Genomic DNA, 19,359 nt, shown 5'->3' with positions numbered 1-19,359 from the left:
CGACTGGAGGCAAGCCATGTTGAACTTTTTCGATCCCAGCCAGCACCGTGTCGACCCTAATCGGGACTACGGTACGCCGGCCAGGCTCTCCGAGAACCACGTCGCCCTGACCATCGACGGCATGGAGATCAGCGTGCCGGAAGGGACGTCTGTCATCCGCGCGGCGGCTCTGGCGGGCATCACCATTCCCAAACTATGTGCATCCGACAACCTGGAGGCGTTCGGCTCCTGTCGCCTGTGCGCGGTGGAGATCGAAGGCCGGCGCGGCTACCCCGCCTCCTGCACCACGCCGGTGGCCGAAGGCATGGATGTCACCACGCAAACCGGCAAGCTGGCCAAGTTGCGGCGTAACATCATGGAGCTGTATATCTCCGACCATCCGCTCGACTGCCTGACTTGCCCTGCCAACGGCGACTGCGAGCTGCAGGACATGGCCGGGGCCGTCGGCCTGCGGGACGTACGCTACGGCTTCGATGGCAAGAATCACCTGGATGCGGAAACGGATGCCTCCAATCCCTATTTCAGCTTCGATCCCAGCAAATGCATTGTCTGCTCCCGCTGCGTTCGCGCCTGCGAGGAAGTTCAGGGCACTTTCGCGCTGACCATCGATGGCCGGGGCTTCGATTCCACCGTCGCCGCCAGCCAGAACGAGGACTTCATTGATTCCGAATGCGTCTCCTGCGGCGCCTGCGTACAAGCCTGCCCCACCTCGACGCTGATGGAAAAGAGCGTGATCGACCAGGGCGTACCGGAGCACAGCGTTGTCACCACCTGCGCCTATTGCGGCGTGGGCTGCTCCTTCAAGGCCGAAATGAAAGGCGATCAGCTGGTGCGCATGGTGCCTTACAAGGGTGGCGACGCGAACCATGGCCACTCCTGCGTAAAGGGACGCTTTGCGTTTGGCTACGCTACGCACAAGGACCGCATCAAGGAACCGATGATCCGGGAATCCATCGACCAGCCCTGGCGCACCGTATCCTGGGAAGACGCTATCGGCTTCGCTGCTAAACGCCTCAAGGACACGCAGGCCAAATACGGTCGGGAAAGCATCGGCGGTATCACCTCGTCACGCTGCACTAACGAAGAAACCTATCTAGTGCAGAAGCTGATCCGCGCCGGCTTCGGCAACAACAACACCGACACCTGCGCCCGGGTTTGTCATTCCCCGACCGGCTACGGCCTCAAGACCACCATCGGGGAATCCGCCGGCACCCAGACCTTCGATTCGGTGATGAAGGCGGACACTATTCTGGTTATCGGCGCCAACCCGACCGATGCCCACCCGGTCTTTGCCTCACAGATGCGCCGCCGGCTGCGTCAGGGCGCCTCCTTGATCGTCGCCGACCCGCGCCGCATCGACCTGCTCAAGACACCCCATGGCGGCGAATCCATGCATCTGGCGTTGAAGCCGGGCACTAACGTCGCGCTGATCAACTCGCTGGCCCACGTCGTCGTCACGGAAGGACTGGAAGACAAGGCCTTCATCGAGAAACGCTGCGAAGCCGAGGCCTACCAGGTTTGGCGCAACTTCATCAGCGAAGACCGCAACTCGCCGGAGGCCCTGGAAGCGGAAACCGGCGTGCCGGCTGCACAGGTTCGCGCAGCCGCCCGCGCCTATGCTACGGCCGGTAACGGCGCCATCTACTACGGCCTCGGCGTGACTGAGCATAGCCAGGGCTCCACCATGGTGATGGGCATCGCCAACCTAGCCATGGCCACCGGTAACCTTGGCCGCGAAGGCGTGGGCGTGAACCCGTTGCGGGGCCAGAACAACGTGCAGGGCTCGTGCGACATGGGGTCCTTCCCCCACGAACTGCCGGGCTATCAGCATGTGGCCGATGCAGCCGTACGGGAGCGCTTTGAAGACATCTGGCAGGTGAAGATCGACGACGAGCCGGGCCTGCGCATTCCCAACATGTTCGACGCGGCCATCGCCGGCACGTTCAAGGCCATGTATGTGCAGGGCGAAGACATCGCCCAGTCCGATCCCAATACCCAGCATGTGGAAAGCGCACTCACCGCGCTGGACTGCCTGATCGTGCAGGACATCTTCCTCAACGAAACCGCCAAGTACGCGCACGTGCTGCTGCCGGGCTCCACCTTCCTGGAGAAAAACGGTACCTTCACCAACGCCGAACGCCGTATCAACCGCGTGCGCAAGGTGATGCCGCCGGTTGCGGGCAAGGAAGACTGGGAAGTCACCCAGGACCTAGCCAATGCCCTGGGTTATCCGATGAACTACAGCCATCCGACGGAAATCATGGACGAGATCGCGCAGTTGGCCCCGACGTTTACCGGCGTCAGCTATGCCAAGCTCGACGAATTGGGCAGCATCCAGTGGCCGTGCAATAACGAACACCCCGACGGTACGCCGACGATGCACGAAGTGGACTTCCCCATCGGCAAGGGCCACTTTGCTATTACCGAGTACGTGGCCACCGAGGAGCGCACCAACCGGCGCTATCCACTGCTGCTCACCACGGGGCGGATCCTCAGCCAATACAACGTCGGTGCCCAGACCCGGCGTACCGACAACAGCGCCTGGCACGATGAGGACGTACTGGAGCTCCACCCCAGCGATGCAGAACTGCGCGGCATCAAGGACGGCGACTGGCTGGGTATCAGCAGCCGCGTGGGCCAGACGGTCTTGCGCTGCAAGATCAGCGACCGCATGCTACCGGGGGTGGTCTACACCACATTCCATCATCCTGGCAGCGGTGCGAACGTCATCACCACCGACAACTCGGACTGGGCGACCAACTGCCCCGAGTACAAGGTGACCGCAGTGCAGGTGGAAAAAGTCACGCAACCGTCGGAATGGCAGAAACACTTCCAGCATTTCGACCAACGACAGCAGGCTTATCTTGAGCAAACCTCCGATGCATCGAACTTTGCGCTCAAGTGACATCGGCGCGACCTCCGAAGAGGAAAGCGCGCCTTCGCCCCTGTTCCGTACCCGCGTCGACGAACGCGGCACGGAGCAGGCTGGCGAAGGAGAGGATGTGGTTGCGGAAGAATGTCCGGTTGCCATGGTCTACAACGGCATTTCCCATGCGGTGATGATGGCCTCGCCGGTAGACCTGGAGGATTTCGCGCTGGGTTTCAGCCTGACGGAGACCATCGTCTGCAGCCTGGATGAAGTCTACGATCTCGAAATGCACCACGGCCCGGACGGTGTGACGGTTGAAATGACCATCGCCACCGAGCGCCTGTTCGCCCTCAAGGAGCAACGCCGTAACATGGCCGGGCGCACCGGCTGCGGCCTGTGCGGCACCGAGTCGCTGGCCCACGCGATCCGCAAAATCCCGAAGGTTGGACCGCACCCGACTGTTAGCGATCACGCGATCCAGGTTGCGCTAAAAAGCCTCAGGCAGCACCAGCCTCTGCAAGCCCAAACCGGTGCGACCCACGCCGCCGCCTGGTGCGACGTCGACGGTTCAATCATCGCCGTCCGCGAGGATGTGGGCCGCCATAACGCCTTGGACAAGCTCGTTGGCTATCACCTGCACGCTGGCCACACCTTCGAAAATGGATTCGCGCTGATCTCCAGCCGGGCCAGCTTCGAAATGGTCCAGAAAAGCGCCACCGTGGGCATCGGCTGCCTGGCTGCGGTCTCCGCGCCTACCGGTCTGGCCATCCGCGAAGCGCGCAAGGCCGGCATGACCCTCATCGGCTTCGCCCGCCCGGGCCGCCACGTGATCTACCACCAGGGACAGACCACAAATGCCATCGATCAAGTCCAGGAGAACAAGACGTGAGTGACCCACTGCAGCCCCTGATCAAAATGATCAACCAGATCAGCGTCAACCTCGATCACGGCGATAAGGACAAAGCCGCCGAAGCGGTCGCTAGCCATATCAAGAAATTCTGGGCGCGTAGTATGAAGCAGCAGATTATTGAGTATGCGGAGAGTGATGGGAGTGAGTTGAGTGCGGTTTCGAAGTTGGCTGTGGAGCGACTGAATGAATTGCGCAAAGCAGGCTAAATCCACTCATCGAAAGCCTGATGGCTGCTAAATAAGCCCTCTGCAACTTAAATTAGCCACAAACCTTATTTTATCTTTGCCCCTAACTTAAAATAACCCGCCTCAAGTGAATATGATCAATAACGATCCAGCTTGTTATTCCTGTCGCACATATATCCAATTGGTTGCCACGTTGTCGCAGACGATGATGGCGCGCCCGGCCCAGGCACATTCCTGGATCCGCTTGGGCAACTCTTCGGTCAGCCGCCCACTGATACCCAGATTCTGCTTGTCCTGTTTGAGATAACTGAACGTCGACTCCATCCGCTCTGCGAAGTCGATTCCTTCGGCTTCGTGCCGGTGAAAACTGTTGTAGAAGCGGGTGAAGCTCATGGATGCACCGCCCAAACCGATCTCCAGCATCTTGGCGATGTAGCGGTCATAGGCGTTTGAGAGATACCTGCGCGCCGCCGCTTCGTCGTTCAGGTCGCCCTTATAGTTGTCCAGGCCCAGGGTGTTTGATTCGTCCAGCACACCGTCCGCCAATGCGCTGTTGGGCTGGTTTGTTGCCAGTCGATAGGCCCTGCCTGAGCAAAGGATCGTCTTCCCCTGCAAGGTGCAACTATCCAGCCCGGTCGTGACGGACGGAGTTTCAGGGACAGGCGACTCTGGTTCTGATTGGGGTCCAGGATTTTGGTTGGTGGTGGTGGGAGGTTGCGTAGCGCTGGCTGTTGGCACGGGCACTTCAATACCAAGGCGTTGCGCCGGGCGTTTCAAAAGTAACGCCTGGACTTTTGGGTCGTTACGACGGAAGTCCTCGTAGGAAGGCAGTGAAGCGCCCTCTCCTTTCGCATTTACAGCGCAGTAGATTCTCTCGTAAGCGGTCGGTGGCTCCGGTGGGCAGTTCGCGTAGGCAGACATGGCCATAGTCGCGAGTAGCCAAAGCAGAAGCGCTCGCCATCCCCAAAAAAGAAAACTAAGCATGGCCGTGCCCCAAGCGGAAATCCTTGTGCAGCGTGTGCCAGTGCTGGCGTAAAACTGCTTTATGGGGGTCCACCATGGGCGAAGCATCCAGGATAGCCGACCAGTCGGCCTTCGCCCGCTTCAGCACATCGACCAGATGCACACGAATCGCCGGCCAGGACACCCCAACTCGTTCGGACCAGGTTTTGAAATGATTCAGGCTCATCGCCTCCCAACGTTTGGTCCCTGCCATGTTCAACGCTGCGCCTGATTCACCGGGCACATAAGGAAGTGTCGTTACGATGTCATAGGCCGGGGATAATCGAGCACTTTGACGGTCAGGGTAGATCAGAGACCAGTTTTTAAGATGAGCGTCGCCGTTGGCCAGGAGAATATTGACCAGCATGCGACGCGCCATTTGCTGTAGCTGCGTCAGCCCGTCAGCACTGAACCGGTGTAGAGCCCGCCCAATCTGCTCATAGTTGGTTGTGCCGTATTTTTCGTGGGCATAAAGGCCGAAAACCTGTGCAAAGTCTTCACTGTGGACCCTGCCTTGTGCACTGCGGTCGAACCGCTTGATCGCGTAGGCGTAGTCTTCACCCATCTGGATATCCGGCAGATTCTCCAATCTATCCAGAGGAATTAGTTCAATGTCCGGAATGTCCACACCCACAGCCTCGGCGAGTCGCATGGCACTATATTCGTTGACGGGTACATGCCTATGGATAGTGGACGGGGTTTTGATGATCCAGTCGTCGCCACTGGCTTCAGACGCAATATTGAAGCGTTGATCATGACGCCTGGCGGAGAATTTCATCTGCACGCCAGCCAACGAAAAGCGCTGCCCTCGGGTTCGGACGTCGATTTGAACAGGTTCGACCCGCTCTCTGGAAGATAGAGCCCAAGCTGGAATCTGGCCCTTTGCCAAAGGCCGAGCAACCAATGCGCCCGGAAGGTTTTGACCGGCAATAGCGAGCAACGGAAACTCGTTGTCCGGATGCGTCTTCAGTGACTCGGCCATCCATTCCCGCAAAGCCCCTTCGGGCAGGAGATTGGACAGAAGTGGCGGCAGCCGCTGGGCAGCCAGTTGGGGCTTGTGAAGATAATGCTCACTGAGTTGCTGACTTAAGGTAACCGTGGGTCGGTAGGCGGGATCGCTTTCAGCGTATGCCGGATCGAAGGTGAGTATATTCTTGCCGCCGGCGTAATGGACCAGAATGCCGACACGGTCACCATGCAGTTCAATGGCAAGCGCCTCCACCAACTCCTGTCTATCGTGCCGGCCTTCCATCACTGATCGTCCTTCAGGTCATCAAGCACCGACGACCAGATGGAGTCCCGTTCCGGGGTGTTGTAGTCATCATGCGCGGAGGTAACAGCATCGATTCCCTGGGCCTGCTCGCGTGTCAGGATAGCCAGTTCCAGATTCATACCTTCGAGAATGCGTAGCAACGTAGACAGCCTCATATCGCTGCCGGATTCGATTTTCTGGTACTGCTGCTGGGACATACCGATGCGCATCAGCATATCCTTTTGGCTCAGCCCGAGCTTTTTACGCTGAGCCTGCAGTACCTCCGATATCTCTGCTACGGCTTTCATTGATTACTCGTCTCTCAAACCTCTTAAACACAACAATATATTTGTTGTTTTATACCAAAAATACAACTTTTAGTTGTTTTAGCCGACAAATTACAACTTTTGACTTGTTTTTACACCGAATAACCTATTATTTGCTGTTAAATTTTTCGCCAGCCAAATAAAAACGCCACCATCAGGTTTGCAGAAAACCCGATGGTGGCGTCATCAAGTGCTTGATGTCGTTGTTAGCTGCGACTTACCTACCCCGCAAAGGCCGCATAGATCGAGATCACCAGAATCACCAGCACGATCCCCGCAGGCACCGCGCCTTTCCACGGCGTCAGGTCGACTTTGCGGGCGTCTTCATGCACCCAGGCGGTCTCACGCGGACTGATCTTGCCAAGCAGCAGCATGAGAGCGACCAAAGCCACGAAAACGATGGCGACGAAGTGGAAATTCTGGACCACGTCCAGCAAACCGGTAAAGGGCGGCACGAAATACACCAGTCCGATGACAATGCAGCCGCCGATCAGGGAAATTTTCGCCGCAATAGCGGGGACGCGCTTGGTCAGCAAGCCTACCAGCACGACGGCCAGGATCGGGATGAAGTACATCGCGTTCATCTTCTGCAGGTAACCGAACAGGCTGTCCTGACCGGCCAGCATCGGGGCAATGGTCATCGCAGCGATAGCCATGATCCAGCCGAAGATCTTGCCTGATTTCACCACCTGTTCTTCCGTGGCGTCTTTGTTCAGCAAACCTTTGTACAGATCGATACTGAACAGGGTGGTGGTACTGTTCAGTGCCGAGTTGAAGGACGACAGGATGGCACCGACCATCACCGCGGCGAAGAAGCCGGTCAGGTACGGCGGCAGTACGTTGAAGACCAGGTGCCCGTAGGCCTCGTCCGCACGGATGTCGTCACCGGCATAGAGGTGGTACGCGATGATCCCCGGCAGAACCAGGTACAGCGGGCCTAAAAGCTTGAACAAACCGGTGAGCAGGACACCCTTCTGGCCTTCGGCCAAGGTTTTGGCGGCAAAGGTCCGCTGGATGATCTGCTGGTTAGTGGTCCAGTAGAACAGGTTGATCAACAGAACGCCGGTAAACAGCGTGGCAAACGGCACCTGCTGTTCGCTACTGCCGATGGAGTTGAGCTTGTCGGGATTGGTCTCCTTGAGCATCTCCCAGCCGGCCATCACGCCGTTGCCGTCCGAAACCGCCTGCAGACCGAAGTAGGCGATGACAAACCCGCCAATTAGCAGCCCCACACCATTGAGGGTGTCAGAAAAGGCGACCGTTCTCAGACCGCCAAACAAGGCGTAGATCGAACCAATGATGCCGACAACCCAGACCGTTCCCCAAAGCAGCGCCGTATCGGATTGGATACCGGTCAGTCCGGGCAGATCCAACATGCCCTGCAGCCCTACTGCGCCGGAATAGAGGATAATCGGCAACAGGATGACCGCATAAGCCACCAGGAAGATGAGGTTACAGATCAGCTGAGTCGTTCCGTCGAAGCGAATCCGCAAGAGTTGGGGAATCGTCGCGATACCGCTACGCAAGAAGCGTGGCAGGAAAAACAGGGCCAGAGCGACCAAGGCGATGACAGCCACGACCTCCCAGGCCATGACGCTCAGCCCATCGGTGAAGGCAGCACCGTTGAGGCCAACCATCTGCTCGGTGGAGAGGTTGGTCATCAGCAGCGAACCGGCGATGAACGGGAAGGTCAGGCTACGCCCGGCCAGGAAATAGCCACGGGTGCTACTGTGGTCATCCCGGCGGGTGAACCACCACGTGATCAGGGCGACCAGACCCGTAAAGAAGAGAAACGAGATCAGTGTGAGGGCATGCATATCTTGTCCTTGTTTATGCGAGAGTTGTTGGCGCCCGACGCGTTCGCCATGGGAGCGAACGGCGCCCTGTTTGATTTATTGTCAACCGGCGAAAGGCGAGCAAGCCTGGCCGACCACATCCGTTCGAGCCGCAAGCAGGGCTCCATCCATTTCCCCGCGCTCCGCTGGATCCAGACCGAAGTGGGCGGTCGTCACATACAGCGTGCGCCGGTCTTCACCGCCGAACACGCAACTGCTCGGGCAGCGCGCGGGCACGTCCACGATGCGGTCGATGCTCCCGTCCGGCCGGTAACGGATAATGCAGCCAGCGCCCCAACGGGCGTTCCACAGACAGCCATCCTCGTCCATCGCAGAACCGTCCGGGTGGCCGTAGCCTTGCGTATCCGCAAATACGCGACGGTTGGAGGGATGACCTGTGTCCGCGTCCCAGTCGTAGACCCAGATAACGCTCTTGAGGGTATCGGCGAAATACATCTGCTTGTGATCGGGGCTCCACACCAGGCTATTGCTGATGCCGATTTCCGTTTCCACTTGCCGCAGACTCCGATCCGTATCGATACACCAGAGCATGCCGGTGCTCTGCTCCACGGGAAGGCTCTCACCGCCAGGGCCGATATTGTTTTCCATCGACGCCAACCAGAAACGCCCCCGCGGGTCGACGCGAGCTTCGTTGGTGCGATTGCGGGGATGTTCGTCAGCGGGTTCGGCGATCGGTGTGAGGGCGCTGGTCTCCGGATCGAGATCGTAAGCGCCGCGGCCTGTTGCCACCAGATAGTGGCCATTCGTTCTCGGCACGATGGCGCTGACGGGCTCATCGAAAGCCCATCGACGCGGTCGATCGGTACCGGGTTGCCAGACATACGCTTGCCGTCCGGCAATATCGACCCAGAGCAGTTCCTGCTTTGCTTCATCCCAGTGGGGGCCTTCCCCCAGCATGAAGCGATCGGTGCTCACAGGCTGGAATTTCATTCGCCGCCCTCCTAACCGTGGTTTGTTGTTTTGTTTGATGAGCCTAAGGAGGCTTGCAGGCTCACTGGCTTCAGCCTGCCGTCCGGTTCAGGCCGTCATTGGGCAAGAAGCCCAATTCCCGCGAAATACTGCGGGCGATGTCCAGCACCACCGGCTGCAGATCCTGCAATCGTGTATTCGTCATCCGAGAGGCCACCGAGGTCACACTGATACTCGCCACGACGTCACCGCGGAAATTGAAAATCGGTGCCGCCACGCAACGGATGCCCTCTTCGTGCTCCTCCATATCCAGTGCGCAGCCCCTTACCCGGATATCCGCCAGTGCCTGCCTCAAGGCCCGTGCGTCGCTGAGCGTGTGCGCCGTATGCCGCTGAAAGGTCGTCTGGGCGATAACCTCGTCCTGACGCTCCTGACTCAGGTAGGCCAGGATGGCTTTGCCGACGCCGGTACAATACATCGGCCCGCGCTTACCAACCGCCGAATATAGGCGTACGGTCTTCGGACTCTCCAGCTTGTCGACGTAGATAATTTCGTTGCCGTCGACCACCGCCAAATGCACCGTCTCACCCGCCTGTTGCAGTAGGCGTTGCATGTAGTCCTTCGCCGCCCGTGGGATATCCATTCCTGCCCAGGTCCGCTGCGCCAGCGTTAACAGCCGGTAGCCCGGCGAATAACGCTGCTCAATCCGGTCGTAGCGCACCAAACCCTGCTCCAGCAGCGTGGTCAATAGCCGGTGAGCCGTCGACTTGGGCAGCTTGAGGCGGGTCACGAGGTCGGTGAATCGCACCGGCTCTGCACTGTCACAGACGGCCTCCAGCACTTGAATCGCCTTGTCAATCGACGACATCCGGATACTCCTTTTTAAATCCAGCAGAACGTTCCGACATAAAGGATATAAGTTCCATAATATGGACGTTTTAATTTACCTACGTCAAGGTTATCGGCAAACGTAACAAAGTTGTTACAAAGCCGCCCTGCTTGACACTAGAACTCATTAAACTTCAAACTTATCCAAATATTCGGAACATTAGTTCCATTATAAGGAACTAATGTTTGTATCCTGCCCATGAAATACAGGACCTAAACCGGCGACTAAACTGATTGTGAATGGGACAGCCCTCCGCCCGGTCAAAGCAAACAGATCCCAAGGAACCGCTAAATAATCCCTTGCACCCAGAGACAAAGCGTTGAGCAGAGACGCCCTAGCGAAAGATTCAAACCGAACACTGGAGACATTAAGTTGAGCAACGACAAGGACCGCAAACTTCGCAGCCAGCAGTGGTACGGCAAGCTGGACCGCGACGGGTTTATCCACCGCAGCTGGATGAAGAGCCAGGGGTTCCCGGACCACGCGTTTGACGGTCGTCCGGTGATCGGGATCTGCAACACCTGGTCGGAAATCACCCCCTGTAATTCCCACCTGCGCGACATCGCCGAGTTCGTCAAGAAAGGCGTATGGGAAGCCGGCGGGGTGCCGCTGGAATTCCCCGCCATGTCCCTGGGCGAGACCCAGATGCGCCCCACCGCCATGCTGTTCCGCAATTTGCTGAGCATGGAGGTGGAAGAATCGATCCGCGCCAATCCGCTGGACGGCGTGGTGCTGCTGGGCGGTTGCGATAAGACTACGCCAGGCCAGGTGATGGGCGCCGCCAGCGTGAATCTGCCCACGGCGGTGATTTCCTCCGGCCCCATGCTCAACGGCAAGTACCGGGGCCGGGATATTGGCTCGGGCACGGACGTGTGGAAGTTCAGCGAACAAGTGCGGGCCGGCACCATGAGCCTGCCGGAATTCCTCAATGCCGAAAGCTGCATGTCCCGCAGTGTCGGTACCTGCATGACCATGGGCACCGCTTCCACCATGGCCTCGCTGATGGAAGCCATGGGCCTGTCGCTGCCGCTGAACGGCACGCTCCCGGCGGTGGATTCCCGCCGCCGCGTGTTAGCACATCTGACGGGCAAGCGTTTGGTCGAAATGGTTCACGAAGACCTGACCATCTCCAAAGTGCTTACCCGCGAAGCCTTCGAGAATGCCATCAAAGTGAACGCGGCGATTGGCGGCTCCACCAACGCGGTGGTCCACCTGCTGGCCATGGCCGGCCGCCTGGGTATCGATCTGACCCTGGAAGACTTCGACCGCCTGGGCCGGGAGATTCCGCTGCTGATCAACCTGATGCCGTCGGGCAAATACCTGATGGAAGACTTCCACTACAACGGCGGTGTGCCGGTGGTGCTCAAGCGCCTGGCGGATCGGCTTCATTTGGACGCTCCCAGCATCTCTGGTGGCCGGATCGGCGATGCCCTGGACGCGGTGGAATGCTTCGATGACGACGTTATTCGCCCGATGGACAACCCGGTGCGCCCGGCCGCGGGTATCGCCGTACTCAAAGGCAACCTCTGCCCCAATGGCGCCATCATCAAACCGTCCGCCGCCAGCGAATCGTTACTCAAGCACCGGGGCCGGGCGGTGGTCTTCGAGACCATCGAAGACTTCAAGGCCCGCATCGATGATCCGGACCTGGATGTGGACGAGAACTCCATCCTCGTTCTCAAAGGCTGTGGCCCCAAGGGTTACCCCGGCATGCCGGAAGTGGGCAATATGCCGCTGCCACCCAAGCTGCTGGAAAAAGGCGTGACGGACATGGTGCGCCTGTCCGATGCCCGCATGAGCGGCACCGCCTTCGGCACCGTGGTCCTGCATATCTCGCCGGAAGCCAATGAAGGCGGCCCCTTGGCCCTGGTTCAGAACGGCGACTGGATCGAGCTGGATGTGGAAGCCCGTCAGCTTCATCTGGATATCCCGCCGGACGAGCTGATCCAGCGCCAGACTGAATGGGAAGCCCCGGAGACACCCCACACCCGTGGCTACTACCGGCTCTACATCGACCATGTCCTGCAGGCCGAGCATGGGGCTGACCTGGACTTTCTGGTCGGCGGCAGCGGCCATATCGTGACACGGGAGTCCCATTGATATGGCCGGCGAAAGTATTCAGGCCGGCAAGCTGATTACGGTTGACTGGGGGACCAGCAATTTCCGCGCGGCACTGCTTGATGACGCAGGTGAGATTCTCGATCGCATTCAGGCACCGAAGGGCTTACTGCAGCTGGAGAAGGGCATGCTGGCAAGCACCTTGACCGAATTGCTGGCACCCTGGCTATCGGCCCTGCCGGATACACCTCTTCTCATGGCCGGCATGATCGGCAGTGCCGAGGGGTTGGTTGAAGTGCCCTACCTGGAATGTCCGGCCAGCCTGGACGATATGGCTCAAGCACTAGCGCCGGTCCCCGAACTCGAAGGCCACCGTCAGGCCTATATCGTCCCCGGCCTGCGGGGGCGTTCAATGTCCGGCAACCACGATGTCATGCGCGGCGAAGAAATTCAGATTCTCGGTGCGCTTCAAGGCACCAAGCCTGATGCGCAAACGTTCTGCCTACCCGGCACCCACTCCAAATGGGTATCGCTTGAGGGACGGCGCGTAATGACGTTCAGCACCTGCATGACCGGTGATGTCTACGCCGCGCTCCGCAGCCACACGCTGTTGAAACGCTACACCACCCAGGGCGAGCACGATCCGCAGGCTTTCCGCCAGGGTCTGGCGCAAACCGATCAGCCCGGCGGTTTGCTACATCACTTATTCAGTGCACGCACCGAAGTGCTGCTGGGCGATCTGCCACCACAGGCGTCGGCAGCGTACCTTTCCGGCCTGCTGATCGGTTCGGAAGTCCACGCCATGGTAGACGCGCTGAAACCCCAGGGCACCGTCACGCTGATTGCCAACCGTCAATTAACGGCGCTATACGCTGACGCCCTCGACGCGAGAGGTGTAAACACCCGGTGCATCGACGGCGACGCCGCGGCCATCGCCGGTCTCCACCACTTAGCCACCCACGCCGATCTTATCCGGAACTGAGCACAGGATACCGCCATGCCAAGCACCGCATTCAACCGCTATTTCGAAGACATGCCGCTGATCGCCATCCTCCGCGGTATGCGTCCGGACGAAGCTATCGACCTGGGCAGTGCGCTGATCGACGCGGGCTTTCGCCTGATCGAAGTACCGCTGAACTCCCCTGATCCCTTCGAGAGCATCGCGGCGCTGGCCGAGCGGTTTGGTGATCGGGCGCTGATCGGTGCCGGCACAGTAACCCGGCCCTCAGACGTCGAAACCTTGAAGCAGGCAGGTGGGCAGCTGATGGTGATGCCCCATGCAGATCCGGACGTGATTCGCGCTGGCGTACACCGGGGGCTCGATGTGCTACCCGGCGTCATGACGCCCACCGAAGCCTTTGCCGCACTCCAAGCCGGTGCTGAAGCCCTGAAGATATTCCCGGCAGAACTTGTCGGTCCATCCGGTATCAAGGCCCTGCTCTCGGTGCTGCCCAAGGGGACAGTCGTCGCACCGACCGGCGGTGTCATGCCCGATAATCTGGCCACCTTTGCCCATGCCGGCGCCAAAGGCTTTGGGTTGGGATCGGGCCTCTACAAACCGGGCCACGACGCAGCGACACTGCGCCAAAACGCCGATGCCTACGTGGCGGCGTGGCAGCGGCTGAATGGGTGAAGCCCTACCTCGATCGCGATCGATACGCTATCGTGTGAGCTATGAACACCAAAGCCAAGGTACGTAAACAGCTCAAACACCAACTCACCGAAGCCGACTCTTTCGAGCGGTGGCGGGAGATCGCGGAGAAACTGGACGAGCTCGACGGCGCACTGAAGTGGCGCCAGGAAGGCGAAACGGACATGCTGCACGGGTCGCTGATTCGTGAGCATATCCAGTTGATGCGTAAATACCGTGAGCAGGGCCAGACCGCTGCCCTAACCCGCGTTCTCCAGGAAAGCCTGTACCGCCACCTGGGCGAACTCTCCAACCCGGATCTTTACGCCCGCGCCCGCACCGGCACGAAACTGGTAGTCACCGAATTCCTCGGCGAAGTCCGGCGCAGCATGAACACCATCTGCGACCAAAAGCAGCCGGGCGTCTCGGCGGCCGAGAAACTGCAGATGTTCCGCCAGGCGGAGAAGGTGTTCGGCCAACCGGCGCTGATGCTCAGCGGTGGCGCAGCCTTCGGCATCTATCATTTAGGCGTTACCCGGGCACTTTGGCGCCAGCACCTGCTGCCGGACGTCATTGCCGGCTCCAGCATGGGGGCCATCATTGCCGCCAGCGTCTGCAGCCGCAACAATACGGAATTGGCGGAATTTTTCGATCATCCCGAACGGGTGCACCGCGACGCCCTGCGCTGGCTGAAACTCGACGAGATCTGGCGCGATGGTTTCGCCATGGATCAGGCCCAGCTCCACGAACATATCCGTACCAATATCGGCAGCTACAGTTTCCGGGAAGCGTTCGAGCGCAGCGGACGCACCCTGAACATCTCCGTCTCCCCAACACGCACGCGTCAGAAGCCACGTCTGCTGAACGAATTGGCCTCGCCGAATGTCACGATCGATTCGGCTGTGCTGGCCTCATGCGCCGTACCCGGTATTTTCCCCTCGGTGACCCTGAAAGCCCGGGACCAATCCGGTGACGGCAAGGGCGAAACGCCCTACATGCCGACCGAGCGATGGATCGACGGCAGTGTTCAGGGCGACCTGCCGCACATGCGCTTGGCGCGCCTGCACAACGTCAACAAAACCATCGTCAGCCAAGCGAACCCACACGTGCTGCCTTTTATCAGCCACCGTTTCGAGCGTGGCTACCGGGCATCCCTCAAGCAGGCCGCATCGTCGATCCTGCATGCCCATGTTGCGACCGTGCTGGAGCTGACAAGCAACACCTGGTCGTCGACGATGGTCCGCCCTCTGCTCGAGCAAGCTCACGCCATGGCGACCCAGTCCTACCTGGGGGATATCAATATCCAGTTTCCATTCAAGCCGATGCTCTATCGCAAAGTGCTCGCCAACCCCAGCGAGACCGATCTGGAAATGTATATCCGGATTGGCGAACGGGCGACTTGGCCGATGATGGCCATGATCGAGGACCAGACGTTGATCAGCCGAACGTTCCGGGAGTGTATTGAAAGACTGAAAGAACGTGCGGGACGGGAACGGTATCAGGCGGAAAAGGCAGCTTCGTAGCATAGGATGAAAACAAACAGGTTTTGATATCGCCATGTATTTCACCTTCCTAGGCACCTCGGCGGGTACACCCACCAAGGTTCGCAACGTCACGGCACTGGCTCTGCAACATGGCGGAGCCAGGGGCTGGTACTTGATCGATTGCGGTGAGGGAACCCAGCATCAGTTACTGCATACGCGGCATTCACTGGTTCAACTGCGGGCCATCTTTATCACCCACGTGCATGGCGACCATGCGTTCGGTTTGCCTGGCTTGCTCGCCAGTGCATCGATGTCCGGCCGGACGTCGCCACTGCCGTTGATTGCGCCAGCGCCACTCCGGAATTATGTCGAGACGGCGCTATCCGCTTGCGACTCGCAGTTGGGCTACGACGTCGATTTTATCGAGGTGGGTGCGGCGGATTTTGTATGGTCGGACGACTATGTGGAGGTAACGACAGCACCGCTGTCCCATCGCGTGCCCTGCGTGGCCTATGCGTTCACGGAGCAAAACCTGGAGCGCAAGCTTCTGACCGACGAGCTGGAAGCCGATGATATTGAACCCGGCCCCGCCTGGGGCGAGCTTCAGCGTGGACGCGATGTCGTGCTGGACGACGGACGCGTACTCAAGAGCGACACCTACGCTGCGGTCACCCGTGATCCCCGGCGCATTGTGGTGGGTGGCGATAACGATACACCGGAACTATTGCACGAGACCTGCTCCGATGCCCACCTCCTGATCCACGAATCCACCTATACCCAAGCTGTCTCCAACCGTGTCGGTCCAGCGCCGCAGCACAGCTCGGCAGAACAAGTGGCTCGCTTCGCCGAGTCAGCCGGGCTACCGAACCTGATACTCACCCACTTCAGCTCACGCTACCAACTGACGCAAGGTGGCGCCCCGCAGATCGACGAGATCGAATTAGAGGCGCGCCGGTTCTACAACGGCCATCTGGAACTGGCCCGTGATTTCGATGAGTACCGGCTGCACAAGGACCTAACGCTGAGCCGGGTCGCCCCTCCGGAAAACTAAGGAGCCACCCTATTCGCCCTACGGCCGGCGGGCCTGGGCGAGGATTTCCGTCACTTCATCGTCGCTGACCTGGGCAAAATCCTGGTACCAGAGACCTACGCCACGAAAATCTCTCGGCTCCAAGGGACACACGAAATCGTCGGTGATCCCCCGCATTGCGTCTGCGCTGTCCCGTGCCGCTACCGGCACCGCCACCGTAATCCGCACGGGCTTCTGAAGACGTACCGACTCGATGACGGCGCGCATGGTGGCGCCGGTGGCCAGCCCGTCGTCAATCAATATCACTTGTCGCCCTTCGAAGCTGGGCTGCTTCCGCCCTCTGCGGTATTCCTCGGCACGTCGTTCCAACGTGGCTTGCTCGCGAGCGGCTACCTGGTCGATGTCGGCATCGCTAATCTGTAGCGCCTGGATCAGGTCGTGATTGAGGTAGCGGGTGCCGTCTTCGGTCATCGCGCCCATAGCCACTTCGGACTGACCGGGCACACCCAGTTTGCGAACGTTGAATACGTCCAGTTCGAGATTAAGACGGTTAGCCACCTCCGCGGCGACCGGCAGGCCGCCTCGAGGCAAGCCCAGTATCAGGGCATTGTCTTCGAGGGTGAGTTCTTCCAGTTTATCAGCCAGTTGTTGTCCCGCATCTATCCTATTCTTGAACACCTTGCTCATGGCTCTGCCCTCCCTGTGATCGATGGATACGACAGGAACGCTTTTAGCCTAACATCTGAAGGCCGGAAGACGAGCCAGATTAAGCCTTGGTCAGAAAATAACCGAAAAGCAGGCGCCCATCGAGTGCTTCACCAGCCACCCCGCACAATGCGCCGATGACCTTTAACCGGTCGCCTGTACAGGTAAACCCACGCCGGTCCGTGACAGGTTTCTAGCTGCTTGCGATCGTAAACGCTACGCTCCGGCGCCCGGGGGATATGTTCTTCCAACCGATCCAACAGGTTCAAGCCCCGGGGCGTCACCGCGTAGATTTCCACCTCGATACCTTGCGATCTTTCCAGCTTCGCACCGGGGTAGTGTCCGAGATCGTAAAGCGCGATCGACTGCAATCGGTCGGTACCGACGTAGCGTGCGCCGCGAAGAAGCGCGTGATTAGCGCAACCGCGCTTGAGCGTGCCATAGACGGCGATCTGGTGTGGTTGGAGCTTAAAGGCCATGGCGTAGAAGCATGAAGAGAGATGCAGGGTGGAGAATTTGAATGTCGATCATGCCATTCTTGGCTAGATTGGTTAAAGAGCATGTGAATAAGCTTCAAAAAATTAACGCCTTACCCATGCAAACGTCAGGCAGGAAGTCCACCAAGGCATAATGGAAAGCCAGGGTGAGGTCGGTATTCTGGCGGCTTGCTTGAAATTCACCGGTATCGCGGCAGGGCCGCTGGAGATACTGCATGACCGCAATTGTCGATTTCCTGAATTCTATTCTCTGGGGTTACGTTCTCGTCTACGGACTGCTGGCCGTGGGCGTGTTTTTCACCATCCGTCTTGGCTTCCTCCAGTTTCTCAATTTCGGTGAGATGATCCGCGCCATTCGGGGCTCCAGGGAGAGCGACGCCAATGGCATTTCACCATTCCAGGCGCTGTGCACCAGTCTCGCCTCACGGGTGGGCACCGGCAATCTGGCGGGGGTCGCGGTGGCGCTGTATTTGGGCGGCGCCGGCGCAATTTTCTGGATGTGGATGGTTGCCCTGGTGGGCATGGCGACAGGCTATGCCGAGAGCACGCTGGCTCAGCTCTACAAGGTGCGTGATGGCAAGGGCCAGTACCGGGGAGGCCCCGCCGTCTACATGGCAAAAGGACTTAAGGCGCCCTGGGCCGGTGGAATCTTCGCCGTCTGCCTCATTCTGTCGTTCGGTCTGGTCTTTAACGCGGTCCAGGCAAACTCCATCGCCGACGCCATGGAAGGGGCTTTCGGCGTTCCCAAGATTTGGGTCGGCATCGTTATCGCGGTGTTCGCCGGTATCGTGATTTTTGGCGGCTTGCGCTCGATCGTTCGCTTTGCCGAAATTGTGGTGCCGTTCATGGCCGGCGCGTACGTGTTAATTGCGCTGGGCGTGGTGCTCTTTAATATCGATCAGGTGCCTGGCGTCATCATGACAATCATCAATAGCGCGCTCGGCCTGGAGGAGGCTGGTGGCGGAGTGGCTGGCTCAGTGACCGCAGCCATGCTCAACGGCATCAAACGAGGACTGTTCTCTAACGAGGCGGGCATGGGTTCGGCGCCCAATATCGCGGCAACGGCTACGCCGGCCCCGCACCATCCATCGTCACAGGGTCTGGTCCAGGCCTTCGGCGTCTTCGTGGATACGCTGGTGATCTGCACCGCAACCGCCATCATGATCCTGCTTTCCGGTGTGCTGGACCCGGAATCCGGCGTCACCGGCACCGAGCTGACCCAGCAAGCCATGGAAGTGCATGTCGGCGTCCTTGGCAGCTACTTTATTGCCATCGCCATCCTGTTTTTCGCCTTTACCTCCATTGTCGCCAACTACACCTATGCCGAGAACGCCCTGATCTATCTTGGCGGCAGCAGCACGATTGCCCTGACTCTGCTGCGATTGGCGGCGCTGGGCATGGTGATCTGGGGCAGCTATGAGGCGGTCGTTACCGTATTCAACACGGCGGATGCGTCGATGGGATTGATGGCTACCGTCAACCTGATCGCCATCGTGCTGCTTTCCGGCACTGTGGTGAAGCTGACCAAGGACTACCTGGGCCAACGCAAGGCTGGCGAAGTGCCGCGTTTTAAAGCCCAGGATTATCCGGAGTTGGCGGAGAAAATCGACAGCTCCATCTGGCGCTAAAACGGTAACGTTAAACCCCTTGCAACTTATTTTCAGGGCCGCCAATCTACTGGGCAGAATACGCTGCCCGGCGGCCCTGGAATCCGCCCCGCAACGCCCACCCTGTTAATCCGAATGAACGCCTAACGC

Annotated in this window: 17 protein-coding genes; 9 read left to right on the top strand and 8 right to left on the bottom strand. The window is 59.2% G+C overall.

What is annotated here, in order from left to right; translation table 11 throughout:
• Nucleotides 1-16: 16 nt before the first annotated feature.
• From fdhF to FXO11_RS02360, 3 genes are read left to right on the top strand one after another with little or no spacing between them, the layout of a single operon-like run.
• On the top strand, nucleotides 17-2,905 hold the full coding sequence (fdhF, locus tag FXO11_RS02370; protein ID WP_148861400.1) for a formate dehydrogenase subunit alpha: 2,889 nt from the start codon (nucleotides 17-19) through the stop codon (nucleotides 2,903-2,905).
• Entirely contained in the window at nucleotides 2,880-3,758 is an 879-nt protein-coding gene (gene fdhD, locus FXO11_RS02365) for a formate dehydrogenase accessory sulfurtransferase FdhD (protein WP_148861399.1), read from the top strand. The genes fdhF and fdhD overlap by 26 nt, the downstream gene beginning before the upstream one ends.
• Nucleotides 3,755-3,985 (top strand): formate dehydrogenase subunit delta, encoded by a 231-nt coding sequence (locus FXO11_RS02360; protein ID WP_148861398.1) that lies wholly within the window; start codon nucleotides 3,755-3,757, stop codon nucleotides 3,983-3,985. The genes fdhD and FXO11_RS02360 overlap by 4 nt, the downstream gene beginning before the upstream one ends.
• A 135-nt stretch (nucleotides 3,986-4,120) precedes the next feature.
• On the opposite strand, the gene FXO11_RS20375 is transcribed toward FXO11_RS02360, so the two are convergent.
• From FXO11_RS20375 to FXO11_RS02330, 6 genes are all read right to left on the bottom strand, one after another.
• The gene (locus tag FXO11_RS20375; protein ID WP_227546017.1) at nucleotides 4,121-4,579 is read right to left on the bottom strand and encodes a hypothetical protein; all 459 of its coding nucleotides are present in this window, start codon (nucleotides 4,577-4,579) and stop codon (nucleotides 4,121-4,123) included.
• A gap of 361 nt (nucleotides 4,580-4,940) precedes the next feature.
• Nucleotides 4,941-6,218, bottom strand: coding sequence for a type II toxin-antitoxin system HipA family toxin (locus FXO11_RS02350; protein WP_148861397.1), 1,278 nt, complete (start codon nucleotides 6,216-6,218; stop codon nucleotides 4,941-4,943).
• Nucleotides 6,218-6,526: a helix-turn-helix domain-containing protein gene (locus FXO11_RS02345; protein WP_148861396.1), complete on the bottom strand. Its 309-nt coding sequence runs from the start codon at nucleotides 6,524-6,526 to the stop codon at nucleotides 6,218-6,220. Before FXO11_RS02345 ends, FXO11_RS02350 begins: the two co-directional genes overlap by 1 nt.
• Nucleotides 6,527-6,765: 239 nt before the next feature.
• Entirely contained in the window at nucleotides 6,766-8,361 is a 1,596-nt protein-coding gene (locus tag FXO11_RS02340) for a solute:sodium symporter family transporter (protein ID WP_148861395.1), read from the bottom strand.
• Nucleotides 8,362-8,442: 81 nt separating this feature from the next.
• Complete coding sequence (locus FXO11_RS02335) at nucleotides 8,443-9,330, bottom strand: SMP-30/gluconolactonase/LRE family protein (RefSeq protein ID WP_148861394.1); 888 nt, start codon at nucleotides 9,328-9,330, stop codon at nucleotides 8,443-8,445.
• A gap of 70 nt (nucleotides 9,331-9,400) precedes the next feature.
• On the bottom strand, nucleotides 9,401-10,177 hold the full coding sequence (locus FXO11_RS02330; protein ID WP_148861393.1) for an IclR family transcriptional regulator: 777 nt from the start codon (nucleotides 10,175-10,177) through the stop codon (nucleotides 9,401-9,403).
• A 393-nt stretch (nucleotides 10,178-10,570) separates the two neighbouring features.
• Here FXO11_RS02330 and FXO11_RS02325 point away from each other — a divergent pair, with 393 nt between their 5' ends.
• The 5 genes from FXO11_RS02325 to FXO11_RS02305 are packed head-to-tail and all read left to right on the top strand — an operon-like array spanning nucleotide 10,571 to nucleotide 16,421.
• Nucleotides 10,571-12,298 carry an IlvD/Edd family dehydratase gene (locus FXO11_RS02325; protein ID WP_148861392.1) on the top strand — a complete coding sequence of 576 codons (1,728 nt, stop codon included), beginning with the start codon at nucleotides 10,571-10,573 and terminating at the stop codon, nucleotides 12,296-12,298.
• Between the two features lies 1 nt (nucleotide 12,299).
• Complete coding sequence (locus tag FXO11_RS02320) at nucleotides 12,300-13,238, top strand: 2-dehydro-3-deoxygalactonokinase (RefSeq protein ID WP_148861391.1); 939 nt, start codon at nucleotides 12,300-12,302, stop codon at nucleotides 13,236-13,238.
• A gap of 15 nt (nucleotides 13,239-13,253) precedes the next feature.
• Nucleotides 13,254-13,889, top strand: a complete 636-nt coding sequence (locus FXO11_RS02315; RefSeq protein ID WP_148861390.1) for a 2-dehydro-3-deoxy-6-phosphogalactonate aldolase — start codon at nucleotides 13,254-13,256, stop codon at nucleotides 13,887-13,889.
• Between the two features lie 41 nt (nucleotides 13,890-13,930).
• Entirely contained in the window at nucleotides 13,931-15,409 is a 1,479-nt protein-coding gene (locus FXO11_RS02310; RefSeq protein ID WP_148861389.1) for a DUF3336 domain-containing protein, read from the top strand.
• Nucleotides 15,410-15,443: 34 nt separating this feature from the next.
• On the top strand, nucleotides 15,444-16,421 hold the full coding sequence (locus FXO11_RS02305; RefSeq protein WP_148861388.1) for a ribonuclease Z: 978 nt from the start codon (nucleotides 15,444-15,446) through the stop codon (nucleotides 16,419-16,421).
• Nucleotides 16,422-16,439: 18 nt separating this feature from the next.
• Here FXO11_RS02305 and FXO11_RS02300 read toward each other — a convergent pair whose 3' ends face one another.
• Complete coding sequence (locus tag FXO11_RS02300; RefSeq protein ID WP_148861387.1) at nucleotides 16,440-17,087, bottom strand: phosphoribosyltransferase; 648 nt, start codon at nucleotides 17,085-17,087, stop codon at nucleotides 16,440-16,442.
• A gap of 128 nt (nucleotides 17,088-17,215) precedes the next feature.
• Entirely contained in the window at nucleotides 17,216-17,584 is a 369-nt protein-coding gene (locus FXO11_RS02295) for a gamma-glutamylcyclotransferase family protein (protein ID WP_148861386.1), read from the bottom strand.
• 233 nt (nucleotides 17,585-17,817) lie between these two features.
• Here FXO11_RS02295 and FXO11_RS02290 point away from each other — a divergent pair, with 233 nt between their 5' ends.
• Nucleotides 17,818-19,230, top strand: coding sequence for an alanine/glycine:cation symporter family protein (locus FXO11_RS02290; protein ID WP_148861385.1), 1,413 nt, complete (start codon nucleotides 17,818-17,820; stop codon nucleotides 19,228-19,230).
• Nucleotides 19,231-19,359 lie beyond the last annotated feature (129 nt).

Origin of the sequence: Marinobacter fonticola (assembly GCF_008122265.1) — a bacterium.
Taxonomy (GTDB): Bacteria; Pseudomonadota; Gammaproteobacteria; order Pseudomonadales; family Oleiphilaceae; genus Marinobacter_A; species Marinobacter_A fonticola.
Note: the sequence above shows the minus strand (reverse complement) of the source record. Positions and strands in the feature narration are given on the sequence as shown.

Bases quoted from the DNA above. Each gene is read 5' to 3' on its own strand.
- fdhF (WP_148861400.1), top strand. From the start codon at position 17: ATGTTGAACTTTTTCGATCCCAGCCAGCACCGTGTCGACCCTAATCGG.
- FXO11_RS02335 (WP_148861394.1), bottom strand. From the start codon at position 9,330: ATGAAATTCCAGCCTGTGAGCACCGATCGCTTCATGCTGGGGGAAGGC.
- FXO11_RS02330 (WP_148861393.1), bottom strand. From the start codon at position 10,177: ATGTCGTCGATTGACAAGGCGATTCAAGTGCTGGAGGCCGTCTGTGAC.
- FXO11_RS02315 (WP_148861390.1), top strand. From the start codon at position 13,254: ATGCCAAGCACCGCATTCAACCGCTATTTCGAAGACATGCCGCTGATC.
- fdhD (WP_148861399.1), top strand. From the start codon at position 2,880: ATGCATCGAACTTTGCGCTCAAGTGACATCGGCGCGACCTCCGAAGAG.
- FXO11_RS02295 (WP_148861386.1), bottom strand. From the start codon at position 17,584: ATGGCCTTTAAGCTCCAACCACACCAGATCGCCGTCTATGGCACGCTC.
- FXO11_RS02345 (WP_148861396.1), bottom strand. From the start codon at position 6,526: ATGAAAGCCGTAGCAGAGATATCGGAGGTACTGCAGGCTCAGCGTAAA.
- FXO11_RS02310 (WP_148861389.1), top strand. From the start codon at position 13,931: ATGAACACCAAAGCCAAGGTACGTAAACAGCTCAAACACCAACTCACC.
- FXO11_RS02350 (WP_148861397.1), bottom strand. From the start codon at position 6,218: ATGGAAGGCCGGCACGATAGACAGGAGTTGGTGGAGGCGCTTGCCATT.
- FXO11_RS02300 (WP_148861387.1), bottom strand. From the start codon at position 17,087: ATGAGCAAGGTGTTCAAGAATAGGATAGATGCGGGACAACAACTGGCT.
- FXO11_RS02290 (WP_148861385.1), top strand. From the start codon at position 17,818: ATGACCGCAATTGTCGATTTCCTGAATTCTATTCTCTGGGGTTACGTT.
- FXO11_RS02320 (WP_148861391.1), top strand. From the start codon at position 12,300: ATGGCCGGCGAAAGTATTCAGGCCGGCAAGCTGATTACGGTTGACTGG.
- FXO11_RS02305 (WP_148861388.1), top strand. From the start codon at position 15,444: ATGTATTTCACCTTCCTAGGCACCTCGGCGGGTACACCCACCAAGGTT.
- FXO11_RS02340 (WP_148861395.1), bottom strand. From the start codon at position 8,361: ATGCATGCCCTCACACTGATCTCGTTTCTCTTCTTTACGGGTCTGGTC.